This window comes from Halothiobacillus diazotrophicus, from assembly GCF_001663815.1.
Lineage (GTDB): Bacteria > Pseudomonadota > Gammaproteobacteria > Halothiobacillales > Halothiobacillaceae > Halothiobacillus > Halothiobacillus diazotrophicus.
Map to the genome: position 1 here is coordinate 24208 of NZ_CP016027.1, position 17776 is coordinate 41983.

Here is a 17776-nt window from a genome sequence, read left to right on the forward strand (position 1 = left end):
TGGCCAAGAACTTACCCAATCACGGTGCCGTGCTAGGGGTGATTACGACAGCTATCGGGCTCGTTGATGTGACTGACTGCTTCTCGGCCAAACCGGTCATCAAGAACTTGGGCAACAAAGGCTCGTTTACACAGTTTCCCTGACATACTCAGCTTCGGTCCCGATCTTGGCCCATGCCGACGTTAAGAACGCTAACCTTGGCTGTGCATCTTCTGTTGATAAAAGTGCTCCAGTAGCACATTGAAGGTAGAGTACGTCACGGGAGTGGATAGCCTCGTCCTAACCTCGGTAAGCGATTTTACGCCCTCCAATAAGACGTCGAGCTGGGCCACGCTCGCGGATGCGGCATTGAGCGGATGGGAGTTGATGTTTTGGCCGGCAGCCTCTAGCAGGCGTGTCTCTTCCTGAAACAATCGCAGATGCCTGTTGAAGTCCTTGACTTGCTTTTTTTTCGTATAGCCGGGATCGCAGTTGAATTGGGCCGACAACAACGCGTTATAGACATTCCTAAGCATCCACCGATCCTGAATCGCGCCGTGATCCAACAGGGTCGCGGTGAGACGCGTGATGCGCCTGTCTCGACACTCAAGCCTTGACCCGTCACTGAAATGTATCGAGCCCGCACTCCGCAAAATACGCTCATGCCTGAGCGCCTGAGCTTGAGACGCAAACAACCCCCCCGCAAAATCAAGTAGCGCATCGCCTTGCATGCCAGTCATGGCGCCCCGGGTCAGCGCCTTCGCTTTGCACTCGACAAGGATAATATTTTCCTCATCCTCGAAAACGAGATCGCACTCGCCGGCTCCTTGCTCACGCAGATCATACTTCGCGCTCTCGAAGCTCGGCTGAAACCCGTGCTTGGCGAATAGATATTTCGTCAGCCGCTCTGCCGCATCTCCTCTAAAACTGGCGATTTCCTTATCTGTCTTGATAGTTTTCCAGGCTGCGAATGTGGCTTCGAAAAGGGCTGGGCCCAGTACCGAGGCCGCCGGCAGAACGACGCTGCCTCCCTTGAGCTGAATGAGCGGCTTGAAGATTACGTCAGGCCCCTCTGCCCCGAATGGAGAACGATATTTTTTGTTGGCCTCTCCCTCTCTATATGCAAAGAACGGCAACATGGATGTGAAGACAACCGGGTCTAAGCCAGTTGTAACCAAATTGGAGATTGGGACGACCTGAGTACCTGGGCTGGCATGAGCTTTAAGAACCTGGGCCAGCTGCACCGCATCTGCTACGTTCCAGCCGAACCGCTCCTTCATGTCGGCATCGAAGCTTTCGCCGAAAAAAATAGAGAGAAACTGCGGAGTGAAGCCGAGATGCCACTGACGAAGAGAGAAGCAGTGGTCGTAGTGAGCGACCTCTCGCAGTCCGTCTTCTAAGGCTTGGGTATTCAATCCCAGAAAAGCAAATTGTGAGTAGGGTTCGAGATCGAGCATCGCCACGAAATCGCGCGCCAGGCAGATAGCCTTGTCCCAGAAGAACTCCGCACTGCGCTCGTTGGATCCTTGTGCCGGTACCTTGACGGCTATGTTATAGAGCAGCCCGATCGGTAACTCCGGCGGTCGATCGCCAAGCCCTTGAGCGTATTTTCTGCCGAATAGTATTTGCTCGTATGCGTAGACTTGTGTTTTAAGAGCCGCCCGCATGATATTCGATAGTGCATTGAGACAACCTAGGCGATGGAGGTATTTCCAAATTTGGCCGACGATATTCTCGATACCTTCAGGCCTGATCTGGTATCGGCCTGAGCGGATCGAAAATGCATAGCCGAGTTGTTTGATCCGAGTCGCTGCTTCTGCAACCGCTTTCGTGCGAGCATTCGAGAATTGAAATCGCTTGAGGACTGTGAAGGCGCGGCCTATGAGCATGGCTTCCACCCAAGCTGACTCATGGTCGAGTGCTCTCACGAAGGCAGTGACTTGCGGAGAAGGAGGTACGCCTGGTTGAACGGGCCCGGACGGAATCCTCTTTCCGTCGGGTTTAATGATTCCGGGCAGGCAAGAAGCAATGTTGCTGAGCGCCTCGGCGATCGGCTCGCTCACCCCATCCAGCACATTAGCCAAAAAGAAATGATTGGCGAGAGCGTTCACGGTGCTAACCGTTTGGCCAGTATTCTCCAAGACGATCAATAAATCGAAGAGGCGATCCGATGCGTGTTGAAGGCTCTGATAGCCTTCCAAGGCCTCATTCGCGGTGGCTTCATCTGCCATCGGCGCGGCTGCGACGGAATCCAGAAAAATCGCACTTAGTTTTTGCGCCTGATCGTCCAGGTCCTGCATCCGGGTCTCCTTAAGGCGGGATGTTTCATAATGGGCGCTGCCGTAAATTTAAACGAGCGCCGCACACTGGCTATAGCAGGGTATGTTGAACCAGCTTTTCAAGAAATTGGCTTTCCGGCGGCATACTCTGTATAGCGCTCATCCTGCCACGATGGCGAAATTGACTGCATTGGCCGAGAAGCAGACCAATGGCTTTCATAAGTTTCCGACTGTATGGTGATCCGCTCCAAGTCAACAGAGATCGCCATTGATCTTCCGCTCAACCCCGGATGCAATCGTCGCGCACTAAACCGTCAGATACTTCTGTACCAGTTCCTCATTCAAATCTCCCATGGCACCCGTGGCCTGGATATGCCCGCGTTCCATGATGGCGAATCGGTCGGCGACTTGGCGGGCGAAGGGGAGTTTCTGTTCCACCAGCAGTACGCCGAGGCCCAGTTCCCGATTCAGGCGGCGTAGAACCTGGCCGATTTCGTGGACGATATTGGGTTGGATGCCTTCGGTCGGTTCGTCGAGCAGCAGGATTTTCGGATCGAGGACAAGCGCCCGGCCGATGGCGAGCTGTTGCTGTTGGCCGCCGGAGAGATCCCCGCCGCGCCGGTGTTTCATTTCCAGCAGGACGGGAAACAGGTCGTAGATCTGTGCGGGAATCTTGCGTAGCCCATCGCGGCGGCCGGCCAGCGCGAGTTTGAGGTTTTCCTCCACGGTGAGCAGGGGGAAGATTTCCCGGCCCTGCGGCACGTAACCAATGCCGGCGCGGGCGCGCTGTTCGGTGGCTTGGCGGGTGATTTGCGTGCCGTCGAACTGGATATCGCCGCTACGCACGTTCACCATGCCCATGATGGCGCGCATCAGGGTGGTTTTGCCCACGCCGTTGCGCCCGAGCAGGCAGACGAGTTCGCCTTCGGCGAGGCTCAGGTTCACGTGGTTAAGGATGTGGCTGCCCCCGTAATACTGGTTCAGGCCGGTGATGTCGAGCATGGTGTCTCTCCCAAATAAACCTCGATGACGCGCGGGTTGTTCTGCACGGCGCTCAGGCTGCCTTCGGCCAGCACGCTGCCCTGATGCAGCACGGTGACGGTGCGGGCGATCTTGCGGACGAAGGCCATGTCGTGTTCGACCACGACCACGGTGCGCTTGCCCGCGAGACTGACCAACAGTTCGGCGGTGCGCGCCATTTCTTCGCCGGTCATGCCCGCGACGGGTTCGTCGACCAGCAGGATGCGTGGGTTTTGTGCCAGCAGCATGCCGATTTCCAGCCATTGCTTCTGGCCGTGCGAGAGGGTGCCCGCCAGCTTGTGCCGATGAGTGAGCAGGCCGATGGTGTCGAGGATTTCGTCGATCTGCTCGCGTTCCGCCGCCGTGCGCTTGGCGCGCAATACCGCCCAGGGGGATCGCTTGCCGGCGAGGGTGAGTTCGAGGTTGTCGGCCACGTCGAGCTGTTCGAACACGGTGGGTCGCTGGAATTTGCGCCCGACGAGGCCGCGGGCGATCTCGTGTTCCGGCAGTTCCAGCAGGTTGATGTTCTGGCCGAAGAAGACCTGGCCCTTGTCCGGTTTACGGCGGCCGGTGATGACATCCATCATCGTGGATTTGCCCGCGCCGTTAGGGCCGATGATGCAGCGCAGTTCGCCGTCGTCCAGGGTGAGGTTCAGGCCGTTCAGGGCCTTGAAGCCGTCGAAGCTGAGGGTGACGTCTTCGAGGTACAGGATCGGGCCGTGGCTGACGTCCGGTTCGTTCGGGGCATAGTGCGCGACGCGCTCGCCCGCGCCGGCGTTGGTGCCCACGAGATCGCTGATCGGGTCGCTCATGGCTTGGCCTCCTGTTCCGGATTGCTCGATGGGGTACGGGCCGGATCGTCCGTGCGGGGACTGGCGGCTTCGGGGGCATCCGGCGGGGATTCCTGCGGTGTTTCCTGCGGTGTTTCCTGCGGTATTTTTTGGGAATCGCCCGACGTGTTCTTGCCGCGCCGCATGAGCAGCCCGGCCAGCCCTTTGGGCAGGAACACGGTGACGAGGATGAACAGCCCACCCAGCACGAACGGCCAGAGGTCGGGGGCTAGGGTTGTCAGTTCGGTCTTACTCCAGTTCACGGCAAAGGCGCCGATGATGGCCCCGAACAGGCTACCGCGCCCGCCGATGGCGACCCAGGCCACGGCTTCGATGGAACTGAGCGGCGAGAATTCGCCCGGATTGATGATGCCGACCTGCGGCACGTACAGCGCCCCGGCCACCCCGGCGAGCATGGCCGAGATCACGAAGACGACCAGTTTGTATTGCGCGACCTGATAGCCGCAGGATCGGGTGCGCGGTTCGGCGTCGCGAATGGCCACCAGCACCCGGCCCAGACGGGAATTCACGATCCAGCGGGCGAGCAGGTAGCCGAGCACGAGCGCGATCCCGGCGGCGACGAACAGGCCGACGCGCGTGCCGTTCTCGGCGATCGGCAGGCCGAGGATGTCCTTGAAGTCGGTGAGGCCGTTATTGCCGCCGAAGCCCATTTCGTTGCGGAAGAAGGCCAGCATCAGCGCATAGGTGAGCGCCTGGGTGATGATGGCGAAATACACGCCGGAGACCCGCGAGCGGAAGGCCAGCCAGCCGAACAACCCCGCGAGCAGGCCGGGTACGAGCAGGATCATGAGCAGGGCGAACCAGAAATGGTCGAACCCGTACCAGTACCAGGGCAGCTCGTGCCAGTTCAGAAACACCATGAAATCGGGCAGATCCGGGTTGCCGTACTGGCCGCGCGTGCCGATCTGCCGCATCAGATACATGCCCATGGCATAGCCGCCGAGCGCGAAAAACGCGCCGTGACCGAGCGAGAGAATGCCGGCGAAACCCCAGATGAGGTCGATCGATACGGCCAGCAGGGCATAGCAGAGGAACTTGCCGAGCAGGGTGACGGTGTAGGTGGAGACATGCCAGACGCTATCCGGCGGCGTGAGCAGATTCGAGGCGGCGACGACGATCAGCATCAGCATGATGGCGCCCATGACCATGAGCCCGACGGCCGATCCGTTGCGTGCGTCTGAGGGGAGGAGGGAGCGTAACAGCATGATTTATTCCTCGGCCGCACGGCCCTTTTGCGGAAAGAGTCCGCGCGGCCGTTTTTGAATGACGAGAATGACCAGTACCAGAACCACTACCTTGGCGAGCACGGCGCCGGAATAGGGCTCCAGGAATTTATTCAGCACGCCGATGCCCATGGCCGAAACGAGGGTGCCCCAGAGATTGCCGACACCGCCGAGCACGACGACCATGAACGAATCCACGATATAGCTCTGGCCGAGGTTGGGACCGACGTTGGTGATCTGCGACAGCGCCACCCCGGCGATGCCCGCGATGCCGGAACCCAGCCCGAAGGTGAGGGCGTCGATCCAGCCGGAGCGCACGCCGCAGGCGCGCGCCATGGCTCGGTTCTGCGCCACCGCCCGGATGCGCAGGCCGAAGGTGCTGCGCTTGAGCACCAGCAGCAGGGCGAGAAAGACCGTGAGGGAAAAGATCAGGATATACAGCCGGTTATAGGTGACCGCGAACACGGGATTGAGCACCCAGCTGTTGCTCATGAAATCCGGTAGGGCGACGGCGCGGTTGAGCGGGCTGAAGATGATCCGGGCGGCCTGCTGCAGCATCAGGCTCAGGCCGAAGGTGGCGAGCAGGGTTTCGAGCGGGCGGCCGTACAGAAAGCGGATCAGCCCTCGTTCGATCAGCACGCCGATCCCGCCGGCCACGAGGAAGGCCGTGGGAATCGCCAGGAAAAGCGCCAGCGTGAGGTGATTCGGCAGCACCTGTTGCAGCAGCCAGGTGGTGTAGGCCCCGATCATCATGAGCTCGCCGTGGGCCATATTGATCACGCCCATCACGCCGAAGGTAATGGCGAGCCCGATGGCGGCCAGCAGCAGGACGGAACCGAGGCTCAGGCCGAACACGAGGTTCTGCGCGAAATTCCAGCCGGCGATCTGCGTATCGATCGATTGCAGGGTTTTCTGGGCCAGGGCTTTCACGGTGGGGTCGGGGTCCGATTTCGCGATGCGTTCGAGTTTGTGATGGATTTCGGGGTCCAGCGCCCCCGCCACGTCTTCGACGGCCTGTCGGCGGACGGCCGGATCGGCATCGACCAGTTCATGGCTCGCGATCAGTTGTTTGATTTGTTCGGCCACGGCCGGGTCGGTGAGTTTCGGACGCAGGGCCTTGAGTTCCTTCAGGTAGGCCGAGTTCAGGCGGGCGGAGAACAGATCGTTGGCGGCGGCTCGGCGGGTGTCCACCGAGGGCGAGAGCAGGTCGATCATATCAAGGCGCGGGCGCAGCTTGATTCGGATGGCATTGTTGATCGGCACGGTTTTCCAGCCGGCATCCGTGGTCTTGCCGATGGGCTGTTGGGTGATGGGGTCGAGAATGTCGTTCTGCGCCGTGCCGATGCCCAGGCGGGCGACGGGTTTTGCCTGGAGATAGAGTTGTCCGTCGGCCAGCGCACGCAGCGTCGGGGTGGCATCGGCCGGGGGCTGCGCCATGAGCGCGTCCAGCGCCCGTTTGCGGGTCATGAAGCTGTCGCTGGTCAGGGCCTGAATCGTCGGGCTGCCGGGTGTGATCGAAGGGGTCGTCGCGGTCGAATCCGTCGCCGAGGCGATGGATTGAGTCTCGGTTGGTGCCGCGAGGGGCGACGCGGTTTGGGTCGTCGTCGGGGCGGGGGAGTCGGCCTGTGCCCAGCCCGGCAATGCGGCCAGGGCGGTGATGACCAGGGCCATCACGATCGGGGTCGTATTCGATAAGGCGGGCGGCAGCCCGCTCAGCCCCGGACCGATTCGTCGGTGTCGGGCGGTGGGTGTAATCGGTTCTTTCCGACAGATTGCGTGGCGAGCCGCCGTCGGCCAGACGGTCGTATCCGTCCGCCGTTCGATACGGGGCATTCGACGTCTATCGGATGCCGGTCGTCCGTTCTGTGGGAAAGAAACCCCTTCTGGGGGATGGGTGTGCGTCATTGCATCATCCTCGTCGTGCGCTTGGATGCGTGACCGAACGCCCGTCCGGTCACGGATAGGGCACCCGTTCGGGGTGCCGGGAGCCGGATTAGGCGCCGGAGCCGGTGCACTTCTTGGTCACCGTGTTGTAGGCGCCGCAGTCGATCGGTTTGGTCCAGTCGGCGATCAGATCCTTGCTGCCGGGCAGATAGTTCGACCAGGCATCGCCGGGCACGGGCTTGGGTGTGGACCAGACGACCTGGAACTGGCCGTCGCCCTGAATTTCGCCGATCAGCACCGGTTTGGTGATGTAGTGGTTGGGCAGCATCTTGGCCGTGCTGCCGGTGAGGTTGGGCACTTCCACGCCGATCAGCGCGTCGATGATCTTGTCGGCCTGGGTGGTCTTGGCCTTTTCCAGGGCTTTGATCCACATGTGGAAGGCAATATATTCGGCTTCCATCGGGTCGTTGGTCACACGCTTGTCGTCGCCGGTGAACTTGTGCCATTGCTTGATGAAGGCGGCGTTTTCCGGGGTCTTGACGCTCTCGAAGTAGTTCCAGGCGGCGAGGTGACCCACCAGCGGCTTGGTGTCGATGCCCGAGAGTTCCTGCTCGCCCACCGAGAAGGCCATGACCGGGATGTCCTGGGACTTGATGCCCTGGTTGGCCAGTTCGCGGTAGAACGGGACGTTGGCGTCGCCGTTGATGGTCGAGACCACGGCGGTCGGCTTGCCCGCGCTACCGAACTGCTTGATCTGGGTGACGATCGACTGCCAGTCGGACTGACCGAAGGGCGTGTAGTTGATCATGATGTCTGCTTCGGCCACGCCTTTCTGCTTGAGGTAGGCTTCGAGAATCTTGTTGGTGGTGCGCGGATAGACGTAGTCGGTACCGGCCAGCACCCAACGGGTGATGCCCAGCTCGTTCATCAGGTAGTCCACGGCCGGGATCGCCTGCTGGTTCGGCGCGGCGCCGGTGTAGAAGATGTTGCGCGAGGATTCCTCGCCTTCGAACTGCACGGGATAGAACAGGATGCCGTCAAGTTCCTCGACCACCGGCAGCACCGATTTACGGGAAACGGAGGTCCAGCAGCCGAAGATCGCGGCGACTTTTTCCTTGGCCAGCAGTTCGCGGGCTTTTTCAGCGAACAGCGGCCAGTTGGAGGCCGGGTCGACGACGACCGGTTCGAGCTTGCGACCGAGCACACCGCCCTTGGCATTTTGTTCGGCAATCAGCATGAGCATGTTGTCTTTGAGCGTGCTCTCGGAGATTGCCATGGTGCCGGACAGCGAGTGCAGAATACCCACCTTGATCGGTCCTTCGTCCGCGGCGGCGATATCGATACCGCGCATGCCGAGGCCCAGCGATAAACCCGTGGCGCTCAGCGCCTTCATAAAGTCACGACGTTTCATGAGTTAACCCTCCATTGGGTGTGCTTTGGTGGTCTGACCGGTGTCCGCCGGTCGCGGGTTCGATGATTTCGGGCGTATTTTCGGATTTGAGCCGCGCCTGCTCGCGGGCTTCGTACAGTCGATGCAGGCTGATCTTGCGCACTTCCTGCCGGCTGGTTTCGATGTGGGCCTGCATCAGTCGGCGGGCCTCGGCGGGCTGTTGCTGACCGATGGCCTTGAGGATGGCGCCGTGTTCCTCGTAGGTGGCTGCAATGCGGTGCGGTTCGGTGAAATCGAGCTGGCGCACGATGCGGATGCGTTCGGTCACGCCTTGATGGATGCGGGCCAATTCTTCATTCCCGCTGGCGGCGACAAGTTCGGCATGAAAGGCCTCGTCCAGAGCGAAAACGGATTCGCCATCGTGCCGTCGCGCCGCCGGCGCGACTTGCCAGGTGGCATTGAGCCGATCGAGCGCCGTGAGGGGGGGCCGGGCAGCCAGCCGTTCGACCACGGACAGTTCGATCAGGGTGCGTACCTCGTAGAGTTGATCGAAGACGGCGAAGTCCAGATCGCGAACCCGCCAACCCGCCCGATTCTGCACGGTCACGAATCCTTCCCGCGCCAGCCGGTTGAGCGCCTCGCGCACGGGGGTGCGACTGGCGCCGGTGAGCCGGACGATGTCGTTTTCGCTGAATCGTTCGCCCGGCAGCAGACGAAAGGCGAACAGCTCGCGTTTGATCTGGATGTAGACCTGCTCGGCCAGAGCCGGTGCGGTGGTCGATTTGCGGCGCAGGGGCGAGGTCATGCCGACTCTTCGAGGGTGATGAGGGTCTGCCCCATTTGCACCAGCTGGCCGGGGGCGCAGCAGCATTGGGCGATGATGCCCTCGCGCGGCGCCTCGATGGTGAATTCCATCTTCATGGCCTCGATGATGGCGACGGGCTGGCCCGCCTGGACGGCCTCGCCGGGTTCGACCAGCAGCTTCCAGACGTTGCCGCTGATGGTGGACGGAATCGGCTCGCCGGTGGCTTCCGTGTCGCTGCTGGCGGATTCCCGGGTGGCGAGGCTGCCGTCTTCTTCCTGCCAGAGGCTGACTTCCGTTTCGTAGGCGATCGCCTGCCGGCTGCGGAATTCGGCGATGGATTCGGCATGTTCGGCCAGGAACGCCTCGTGTTCGTCGAGCCGGAAGACGGTTTCGGTGATTTCCGGCAGGAACTGGCCGATGGAGAAGGCATGACGCAGTCGCAGCAGTTCGGGTTCGTCGACCCGGTAGAAGCGGACCTGATCGAAGAAGCGCAGCAGCCAGGGCTGATCGGGTGCGAAGGTGGGATGGGCTGGGCGCCGGTTCCAGATGGGCAGGGTGCGGCCCACGAGCTGGTAGCCGCCCGGCGAGTCCATGCCGTAGATGCACATGTACACGCCGCCGATGCCGACCGTGCCTTCCGCCGTGTAGGTACGGGCCGGGTTGTACTTGGAGGTCAGCAGGCGGTGCCGTGGATCGAGCGGCACGGCGCAGGGCGCGCCGAGGTACACGTCACCCAGGCCGAGCACGAGATAGGAGGCGGCGAAGACGGTGTCCTCGACGGTCTGGATGTCCGGCAGGCCGTTGATGCGGCGGATGAACTCGCTGTTGCGCGGCAGCCAGGGCGCGGTATCCCGCACGGATTGGCGATAGCGGGCGACGGCGTCCAGGGTGGCGCTGTCCTCGAAGGCCATGGGCAGGTGCAGGATGCGTGAGGGCACGGCGAGGGTGCGGATGTCGGGCAGGTGCTCGTTCAGCGCGGTGAGGCGGGCCACGAGGGTGGATTGGGCGATGCGCTTGGGCTCGTAACGAATCTGCAGCGACCGTACGCCCGGTGAGCATTCCAGCACGCCGGGGATGGGGTCGGTTTCCAGTTGCTCCATGAGGGCGTGCACCCGCAGGCGCAGCACCAGATCCAGGACATTCTCGCCGTATTCGAGCAGTACGTAGCCGTCGCCGGCCTGCCGGATCGCCAGACGGGGATCCTCGCCCTTGGCCGGCTGATCCATCAGCACGCATTCGCCGCGTTCGGCCAGCAGATCCGGCGCCGGGGTGGGCACTTCCAGCGACTCGATGTGCTGATCCTGCAGTTCTTCACGCACGCGGGCGGCATCGTAGCTGATGGGCACGAAGCGGATGCGGTCGCCCGGCTTGAGTTGGCCCACTTTCCACAGTTCGGAGCGGATGATGGTGGCCGGGCAGACGAAGCCGCCGAGGCTCGGGCCGTCGCGCGTGAGGATCACGGGCATGTCGCCGGTGAAGTTGACCGAGCCGACCGCGTATTCCGTGTCGTGGATGTTCGACGGATGCAGGCCGGCTTCGCCGCCGTCGCTGCGCGCCCAGGAGAGCTTCGGCCCTTGCAGGCGGATGCCGAGGCGGTTGCTGTTGTAGTGCACCTGCCATTCGATGCTGAAGAACTGCTCGATGGCGTCGTCGGTGAAGAAATCCGGGGCACCGTGCGGACCGTACAGAACGCCGATTTCCCAGACGTCCGGGTAGGTCGGGATCAGCCGTTCGTCGGCCACCTTGGGGGCGTGGATCGGGGCAGGCAGGGCGTTGCCGCCCGCCGCGACGGAAGGTTCGTCACCACCGAAGGGCAGGATGTCGCCCGGCGCCAGGGTGCGTCCGGCATGACCGCCGAAGGCGCCGAGGGCGAAGGTGGAGCGGCTGCCGAGATATTGGGGGACGTCGATACCGCCCCGGATGGCGAGATAGATCCGGGAACCGGCCGTCGCCTGGCCGATGCTGAGGGTCTGGCCGGCCGCCACCTGGATCGGCCGCCAGGCTTCGACCGGCTGGTCGTCCAGCAGGATCGGTGCGGGCGCACCGGTGACGGCGACGAGTACGGGATGGTGGAAACGCAGGGTCGGGCCGACGAGGGTGCATTCCAGCGCGGCGGCGCCGGCATCGTTGCCCACGATGCGGTTGGCGATGCGGAAGGCGTAATCGTCCATCGGGCCGGAGGGCGGCACGCCGATGTGCCACAGGCCGAGCCGGCCGGGGTAGTCCTGGATCAGCGTATAGGTGCCGGGCTTGATCACCTCGATGGCGCGGGGCGTGAAGCCGTTGGCGCCGAGGTAGTGATCGATGGTCGCCGTGCCGTGGCGCGCCGCCACGAAGTCCGGCTGTTCCACCAGGGCGCGCAGCAGCATCCGGTTGGTGGAGATGCCGTCGAAGCGGGCGACGTCGAGGGCTTCGGCCATGCGGGCGAGGGCTTCGGTACGGGTCGCGCCGTGGCAGATGATCTTGGCGAGCATGGGGTCGAACTGGGCGGGTACCACGGTGCTGGTTTCCACCCAGGTATCCACGCGGATGCCGTCGCCGCCCGGCAGGGTGACGTTGCTGAGCTTGCCGGGCGAGGGCTGGAAGTTGCGCAGGGGTTCTTCGGCGTAGATGCGCCCTTCGATCGCGACGCCATTCGGCGCGGGCACCGTCATGTCCACCGGGTCGCCGGCGGCGAGACGCACCATCCATTCGATGAGATCGACACCCGTGACCATCTCCGTGACGGGGTGCTCGACCTGGAGGCGGGTGTTCACTTCGAGGAAATAGAATTCGTCGCGGGCGGCATCGTAGATGTACTCCACGGTACCGGCGGACTGATAGCGGATCGACTCGCCCAGACGAACCGCCGCAGCAGCCATGGCTTCGCGCGTTGCCTGCGGCAGGTTGGGCGCCGGCGTTTCCTCGATCACTTTCTGGTTGCGGCGCTGCAGGCTGCAATCGCGTTCGCCCAGGGCGACGACGCGGCCCTGGCCGTCGCCGAAGATCTGGATTTCGATGTGCCGGGCCTGATCGATGAAGCGCTCGACGAACACGCCGCCATCGCCAAAGAAGCGGCTGCCCATGCCGGCCACCGCCTCGAAGGCTTCGCTCAGGGCATCGGCATCGGCGCAACGGCGCAGGCCAATCCCGCCGCCGCCCGCCGTGCTCTTGAGCATGATGGGGTAGCCGATGCGTTCGGCTTCCGTGAGCGCGCTGTGTCGATCCTTGAGCAGGGCGCTGCCGGGGGCGAGCGGGACGGAGGCCGCCTCGGCCAGTTCACGGGCGCGGTGCTTCAGGCCGAACTCGCGCAGCTGTTCGGGCGTGGGACCGACGAAGGCGATGCCTGCCGCGGCACACAACTCGGCGAAGCTCGCGTTTTCCGAGAGAAATCCGTAGCCGGGGATGATCGCCTCGACGCCGTGATCCTTGGCCAGCTGCAGAATCCGTTCGGCCTGAAGATAGCTTTCCGCCGCTGTCTGACCGCCCAGGGCGATGGCTTCGTCGCAGGCGCGGACGTGGGGGCTGTCCTGGTCCGAATCGCTGTACACGGCGACCGAGGTGACGCCCATCGTTTTCAGGGTGCGGGCGATCCGGACGGCGATCTCGCCCCGGTTGGCGATCAAGACCTTCTTAAACATGCTTGGCTCCTGCGGCAGTCTTCAGGGATTGGATGTAGGCGCGCCAGCCGCCGAAGGACGTGACTTCGGCAGCACCTTCCAGGGCGCGGGGTTCGCAGACGAAACCGGTGACTTCGGTACCGTCTGCCAGGCTGAGGGTGCCGAGGCCGAGCGGGGCCGGGATTTCCTCGAGGAAATCCGCCAGTGCCGGGCGCGGCAGGGCCCAGACCTCGACGATGATGGCGGCGCCCGCCGGATCGAAGACGAGTCCGGGTTTGGGCGGGGTGGTGTTCGCCAGCGCATATAGCCGGTAGCTCGGTGCCGTGGTGGTGGCCTGAAGCAGACGGCCCCCGCGACTGGTGAGCTGGTGGTTCAGGGGCATGCCGCTCAGGTGCGCGCCGACCACGGCGACGGCGATCTCGCCCTTCGACAGGGGTTTGGGTGGGGTATCCGGCGAAACGGTCTCGCCGGTGAGGGCACGGCCGATGTCGGCCAGCAGCGAGTCCGCCCAGGTCTTGCCGATCAGGGTCACGCCGAAAGGCAGGCCGTCGCTGCGTGGATTCGCCGGAATGGCGAGGGCGGAGAGATCGGAGAGGTTGACGAAGTTCGTGTAGTGGCCGAGTTCGGAATTGCGCTGGATCGGCTCGGCCAGCATGGCGGCGACCGTCGGGAAGGTGGGTGAGGTGGGGACGACCAGCGCGTCGAAGGGCGCCAGGGCGTCGTGGATCTGCCGCACCAGGGCCATGCGCTGATATTCGGCCTTGAAGGTGTCCACGGCGGAGTAGTTCTTGCCGGACAGGACGATCTGCCGCACGACGGGGTGGATGGCCTCCGGCTGTTCGGCGGCGAAGGTTTCGAGGGCGGCGAGGCGTTCGGCAACCCAGGGCCCGCCATAGAGCAGCGGCGCGAGGGCGAGGAATGGGGTGGGGTCGATCTCGGCGAGTTCGATGCCCTGTGCGGCCAGACCATCGCGCCAGGTTTGCCAGGCAGCCTGCTGGATCGTATCGCCGAACCATTCGATGGGGGCGAAGGTGGCCAGACGCGGCGTGCCGGTCAGGGTGGGGCGCTGTTCCGGCGCCGGGCGGCCGTAGGGATCGGCGGGATCGAAGCTGCCCGCGACGGCCAGCACGCGTTCGGCATCACCGATGCTGTGGGCGAAGATCGACACGCAGTCGAGGGACCGGCAGGCGGGCAGCACGCCCGAGGTGCTGATCAGGCCGCGCGTGGGCTTGAGGCCGACGAGGCGATTGAAGCCGGCAGGCACCCGGCCGGAACCGGCGGTGTCGGTGCCCAGCGAAAAGGCCGCCGCACCGAGGGACACGGCGACGGCCGAACCCGAGCTGGAGCCGCCAGGCACGTAGTCTTCGTTGAAGGGATTCACCGGGATGCCATAGGGCGTGCGGGTGCCGTTGAGCCCGGTGGCGAACTGGTCGAGGTTGGTCTTGCCCAGGCAGATGGCGCCGGCGGCGCGCAATTTCGCCACCACGAAGGCATCGTCCGTCGGCGTATGCGCGAACTCGGGGCAGGCGGCGGTGGTCGGCATGCCGGCTACGTCGATGTTGTCCTTCACGGCATAGGGCACGCCATACAGGGGGAGGTCGTCAGGGGTGCTGTCCTTCAGGGCATCGATCTGGGCCTGGAGCTCCGGGATCGTCGCCAGATGTATCCATTCGGCGGCGCCGCCCGCTTCCTTGGCGGCAAGAAGTGCCCGCTGGCGGGTCAGCAACTGCTCGATTGCGGCTTCGGGTTGCTGCCAAAGCGCACGCCATTGATCAATGTTGCGATTGTCGTCGTCCATCATCCGGAGCAATCCTCTTGTATTTCATCTGGTATACAAGTTGATGCGAGAACAGTGCCAATTCGTGATTTTTTATTTAAGTGCTTGTTAATAGGCTGGATTGGTCGGGGATTAAAGGATTTTCATTGCGGGATAATGCACGGAGTTTGTGCGGCCACCTGAAGCCGTGCTCATTAATTGGTGCAATAGCGGGTGTCAATGTCATGGGGATCCGCCTATGGGTTGACACATTCTCGCCATTGACCTGGTCTACATTAAGTGAATGATCTCAGGGCATCCGAGCGAATTTCGGCGGGCACGAATGCTGCACCAAGGTTGAGCCGGAGGCGTGCTTGTTTTGTGTCATCCTGGTGCGCTGTCGGTTATAGGGTGATTATTTTTTTGCGGCGTGCGTTTTTTTCAACGGGTTATCGGCGGGTGCGAAGATGGCTCGGGACTTGCATTTAATTTGGGCAGGTGCGGGAATGCAATGGGCGCCGTGGATTATTTTAGTGAGACATCATGGATAAAATGATCAGTTCCTCCGAAAGACCCAAGCAGTTCGACGAAATGCGCGGGTTCGATGGCGCATTGCGGACGCAGTACGCGGATATCGACGCGCAACTCCTATCCCAGCCCCTGGAGACGCTGATCCAGAAGCAGCGGGACGCGGAGCTGCTGTTCCGACGCATGGGCATCACCTTTGCGGTTTATGGGGCGAATTCCAGCGAGGAGCGCCTGATCCCCTTCGACATCGTGCCGCGGATTTTCGGGGCGGACGAGTGGCGTCGTCTCGAACTGGGCCTGAAGCAGCGCGTTCGTGCCCTGAACATGTTTCTCCACGACATCTATCACGATCAGGAAATCATCAAGGCGGGTGTGATTCCCGCGGAACAGGTACTGGGCAACAGCATGTACCAGGCCGCCATGCAGGGCGTGGATCTGCCCAATCAGGTCTATGCCCAGATCGCGGGCATCGACCTCGTGCGCGTTTCCGAGAACGACTTCTACGTGCTGGAAGACAACCTGCGTACTCCGTCCGGCGTGTCCTACATGCTGGAAAACCGCAACACCATGATGCGGCTCTTTCCCAATCTCTTCGCCGCCCATACGGTGGCACCCGTCGAGCACTATCCGCAACTGCTGCTGGAAACCCTGCGCGAATCGGCGCCGGAGCACATCGAGGATCCCGTGATCGTCGTGCTCACGCCGGGAACATTCAACAGCGCCTATTTCGAGCATGCATTCCTGGCGAGCCAGATGGGCGTCGAGCTGGTCGAAGGGAAGGATCTGTTCGTGAGCGCGAACAAGGTGTACATGCGCACCACGCAGGGACCGCAGCAGGTCCACGTGATCTATCGCCGCGTCGACGACGACTATCTCGACCCCATGGCGTTCCGCCCCGATTCCATGCTCGGCGTGCCGGGCCTGTTCGAGGCCTATCGGGCGGGCGGGGTCGCCCTCACCAACGGCGTGGGTACGGGCATTGCCGACGACAAATCCACCTACCTGTTCGTGCCGGAGATGATCGAGTTCTATCTCGGCGAGCAGCCGCTGCTGTCGAACGTGCCGACCTGGCGACTCGATCGGCCGGATGAACTGAAGTATGTGCTCGAGCATCTGCCGGAACTGGTCGTGAAGGAGGTTCAGGGTTCCGGGGGATACGGGATGCTGGTCGGCCCGACCAGTACCCAGGCGGAAATTGCTGCGTATCGGGAGCGGATCCTAACCGATCCCGCGAAATTCATCGCGCAACCCACACTCGCGCTCTCCACCTGCCCAACGCTGGTGGAGGCCGGTGTGGCGCCGCGCCATGTGGACCTGCGGCCGTTCGTGCTGTCCGGCAAGGAAATCCGGCTGGCGCCGGGCGGATTGACGCGCGTCGCCCTGACCGAAGGGTCGCTGGTGGTCAATTCCTCCCAGGGCGGGGGAACGAAGGACACCTGGGTTTTGGAGAGATAGAGCATGCTGTCACGTACTGCCGATCATCTGTTCTGGATGGCCCGCTACATCGAGCGTGCCGAAAATACCGCCCGCGTCCTGGACGTGGCCCACCGTTCGGCGTTGCTGCCCGATGACAGCGTCGGCGTGGATGCGCGACTGTGGTACGCCCCGCTCAACATTTGCGGGTCCGCGCCGGGCTACGAGGAAAAGTACGGTCTGGTCGAAGCCGCGAAGGTGACGCATTACATGGCGCTGGACCCGGAGAACCCGTCCAGCATTTATACCAGCCTGATGCTTGCCCGGGAGAACGCCCGGGCCGTGCGCGGCGCCATCACCTCGGAGATGTGGGAGATCATCAACAGCATGTGGCTCGATCTCAAGCGCATGCTGCCCAACCTCGATCAGTTCCGCCTCGAGGGGTTCTTCGACTGGGTGAAGGAGCGTTCGCACCTGTTCCGGGGCGTGACGCTCGGTACCATCCTCAAGGATGATGCGCTGTATTTCATTCGTCTCGGCACGTTTCTGGAGCGGGCGGACAACACGGCCCGGATTCTGGACGTGAAGTACCACATTCTCCTGCCGAGCGTGGACGACGTGGGCGGCGCGGCGGATTACTACCAGTGGGGGGCGCTGCTCAATTCCGTGAGTGCGCTCGAGGCCTACCGCAAGATCTATCGGGACAGCATCAGCCCGATGCGCGTCGCCGAACTGATGATTCTACGGGCAGACATGCCCCGCTCCCTGCATGCCTGCCTGAACGAGGTGGATGCCACGCTGGAGGCCATCAACGGCACGACGGGGCTGGAAGCCCGACGGCTGGCCGGCGAGTTGCACGCCGCACTGCATTTCACCCGCATTGAGGATGTGTTCAGTCGTGGTCTGCATGAATATCTGACGGACTTTCTGGACCGGACCCAGGCGTTGAGCGATGAGATTCACCACGCGTATCTCTCTCTGAAAGACGACTCTTCCAGCACAATTCGACCCGATCGCTTCCAATTGCAAATACAATAAGCACCTTTCAT

11 protein-coding genes are annotated in these 17776 nt (G+C 62.7%); 2 read left to right on the plus strand and 9 right to left on the minus strand.

The genetic code is table 11. The features are described 5' to 3' along the window. Positions 1-191 precede the first annotated feature (191 nt). The 9 genes from A9404_RS00085 to atzF form a co-directional block, all read right to left on the minus strand. On the minus strand, positions 192-2279 hold the full coding sequence (locus tag A9404_RS00085; protein ID WP_066097542.1) for a hypothetical protein: 2088 nt from the start codon (positions 2277-2279) through the stop codon (positions 192-194). 285 nt (positions 2280-2564) lie between these two features. Continuing rightward, positions 2565-3260, minus strand: a complete 696-nt coding sequence (gene urtE, locus A9404_RS00090; protein WP_066097544.1) for an urea ABC transporter ATP-binding subunit UrtE — start codon at positions 3258-3260, stop codon at positions 2565-2567. Then, on the minus strand, positions 3239-4090 hold the full coding sequence (urtD, locus tag A9404_RS00095) for an urea ABC transporter ATP-binding protein UrtD (RefSeq protein ID WP_066097546.1): 852 nt from the start codon (positions 4088-4090) through the stop codon (positions 3239-3241). Before urtD ends, urtE begins: the two co-directional genes overlap by 22 nt. Then, complete coding sequence (gene urtC, locus A9404_RS00100; RefSeq protein ID WP_082922606.1) at positions 4087-5334, minus strand: urea ABC transporter permease subunit UrtC; 1248 nt, start codon at positions 5332-5334, stop codon at positions 4087-4089. The genes urtD and urtC overlap by 4 nt, the downstream gene beginning before the upstream one ends. A 3-nt stretch (positions 5335-5337) precedes the next feature. Next, positions 5338-7185 (minus strand): urea ABC transporter permease subunit UrtB, encoded by a 1848-nt coding sequence (gene urtB, locus A9404_RS00105; RefSeq protein WP_231880925.1) that lies wholly within the window; start codon positions 7183-7185, stop codon positions 5338-5340. 160 nt (positions 7186-7345) lie between these two features. Beyond that, positions 7346-8647 (minus strand): urea ABC transporter substrate-binding protein, encoded by a 1302-nt coding sequence (urtA, locus tag A9404_RS00110; protein ID WP_066097548.1) that lies wholly within the window; start codon positions 8645-8647, stop codon positions 7346-7348. After that, positions 8634-9431, minus strand: coding sequence for a GntR family transcriptional regulator (locus A9404_RS00115; RefSeq protein ID WP_066097550.1), 798 nt, complete (start codon positions 9429-9431; stop codon positions 8634-8636). The genes urtA and A9404_RS00115 overlap by 14 nt, the downstream gene beginning before the upstream one ends. Continuing rightward, a complete protein-coding gene (gene uca, locus A9404_RS00120; RefSeq protein ID WP_066097552.1) occupies positions 9428-13051 on the minus strand; it encodes an urea carboxylase in 3624 nt (1207 codons plus the stop codon). Before uca ends, A9404_RS00115 begins: the two co-directional genes overlap by 4 nt. Further along, positions 13044-14831: an allophanate hydrolase gene (gene atzF, locus A9404_RS00125; protein WP_066097554.1), complete on the minus strand. Its 1788-nt coding sequence runs from the start codon at positions 14829-14831 to the stop codon at positions 13044-13046. Before atzF ends, uca begins: the two co-directional genes overlap by 8 nt. Positions 14832-15329: 498 nt before the next feature. Here atzF and A9404_RS00130 point away from each other — a divergent pair, with 498 nt between their 5' ends. Together A9404_RS00130 and A9404_RS00135 are read left to right on the plus strand one after the other, a co-directional pair. Beyond that, entirely contained in the window at positions 15330-16769 is a 1440-nt protein-coding gene (locus A9404_RS00130; protein ID WP_066097556.1) for a circularly permuted type 2 ATP-grasp protein, read from the plus strand. A gap of 3 nt (positions 16770-16772) precedes the next feature. Then, positions 16773-17765, plus strand: a complete 993-nt coding sequence (locus A9404_RS00135; RefSeq protein ID WP_066097558.1) for an alpha-E domain-containing protein — start codon at positions 16773-16775, stop codon at positions 17763-17765. Positions 17766-17776 lie beyond the last annotated feature (11 nt).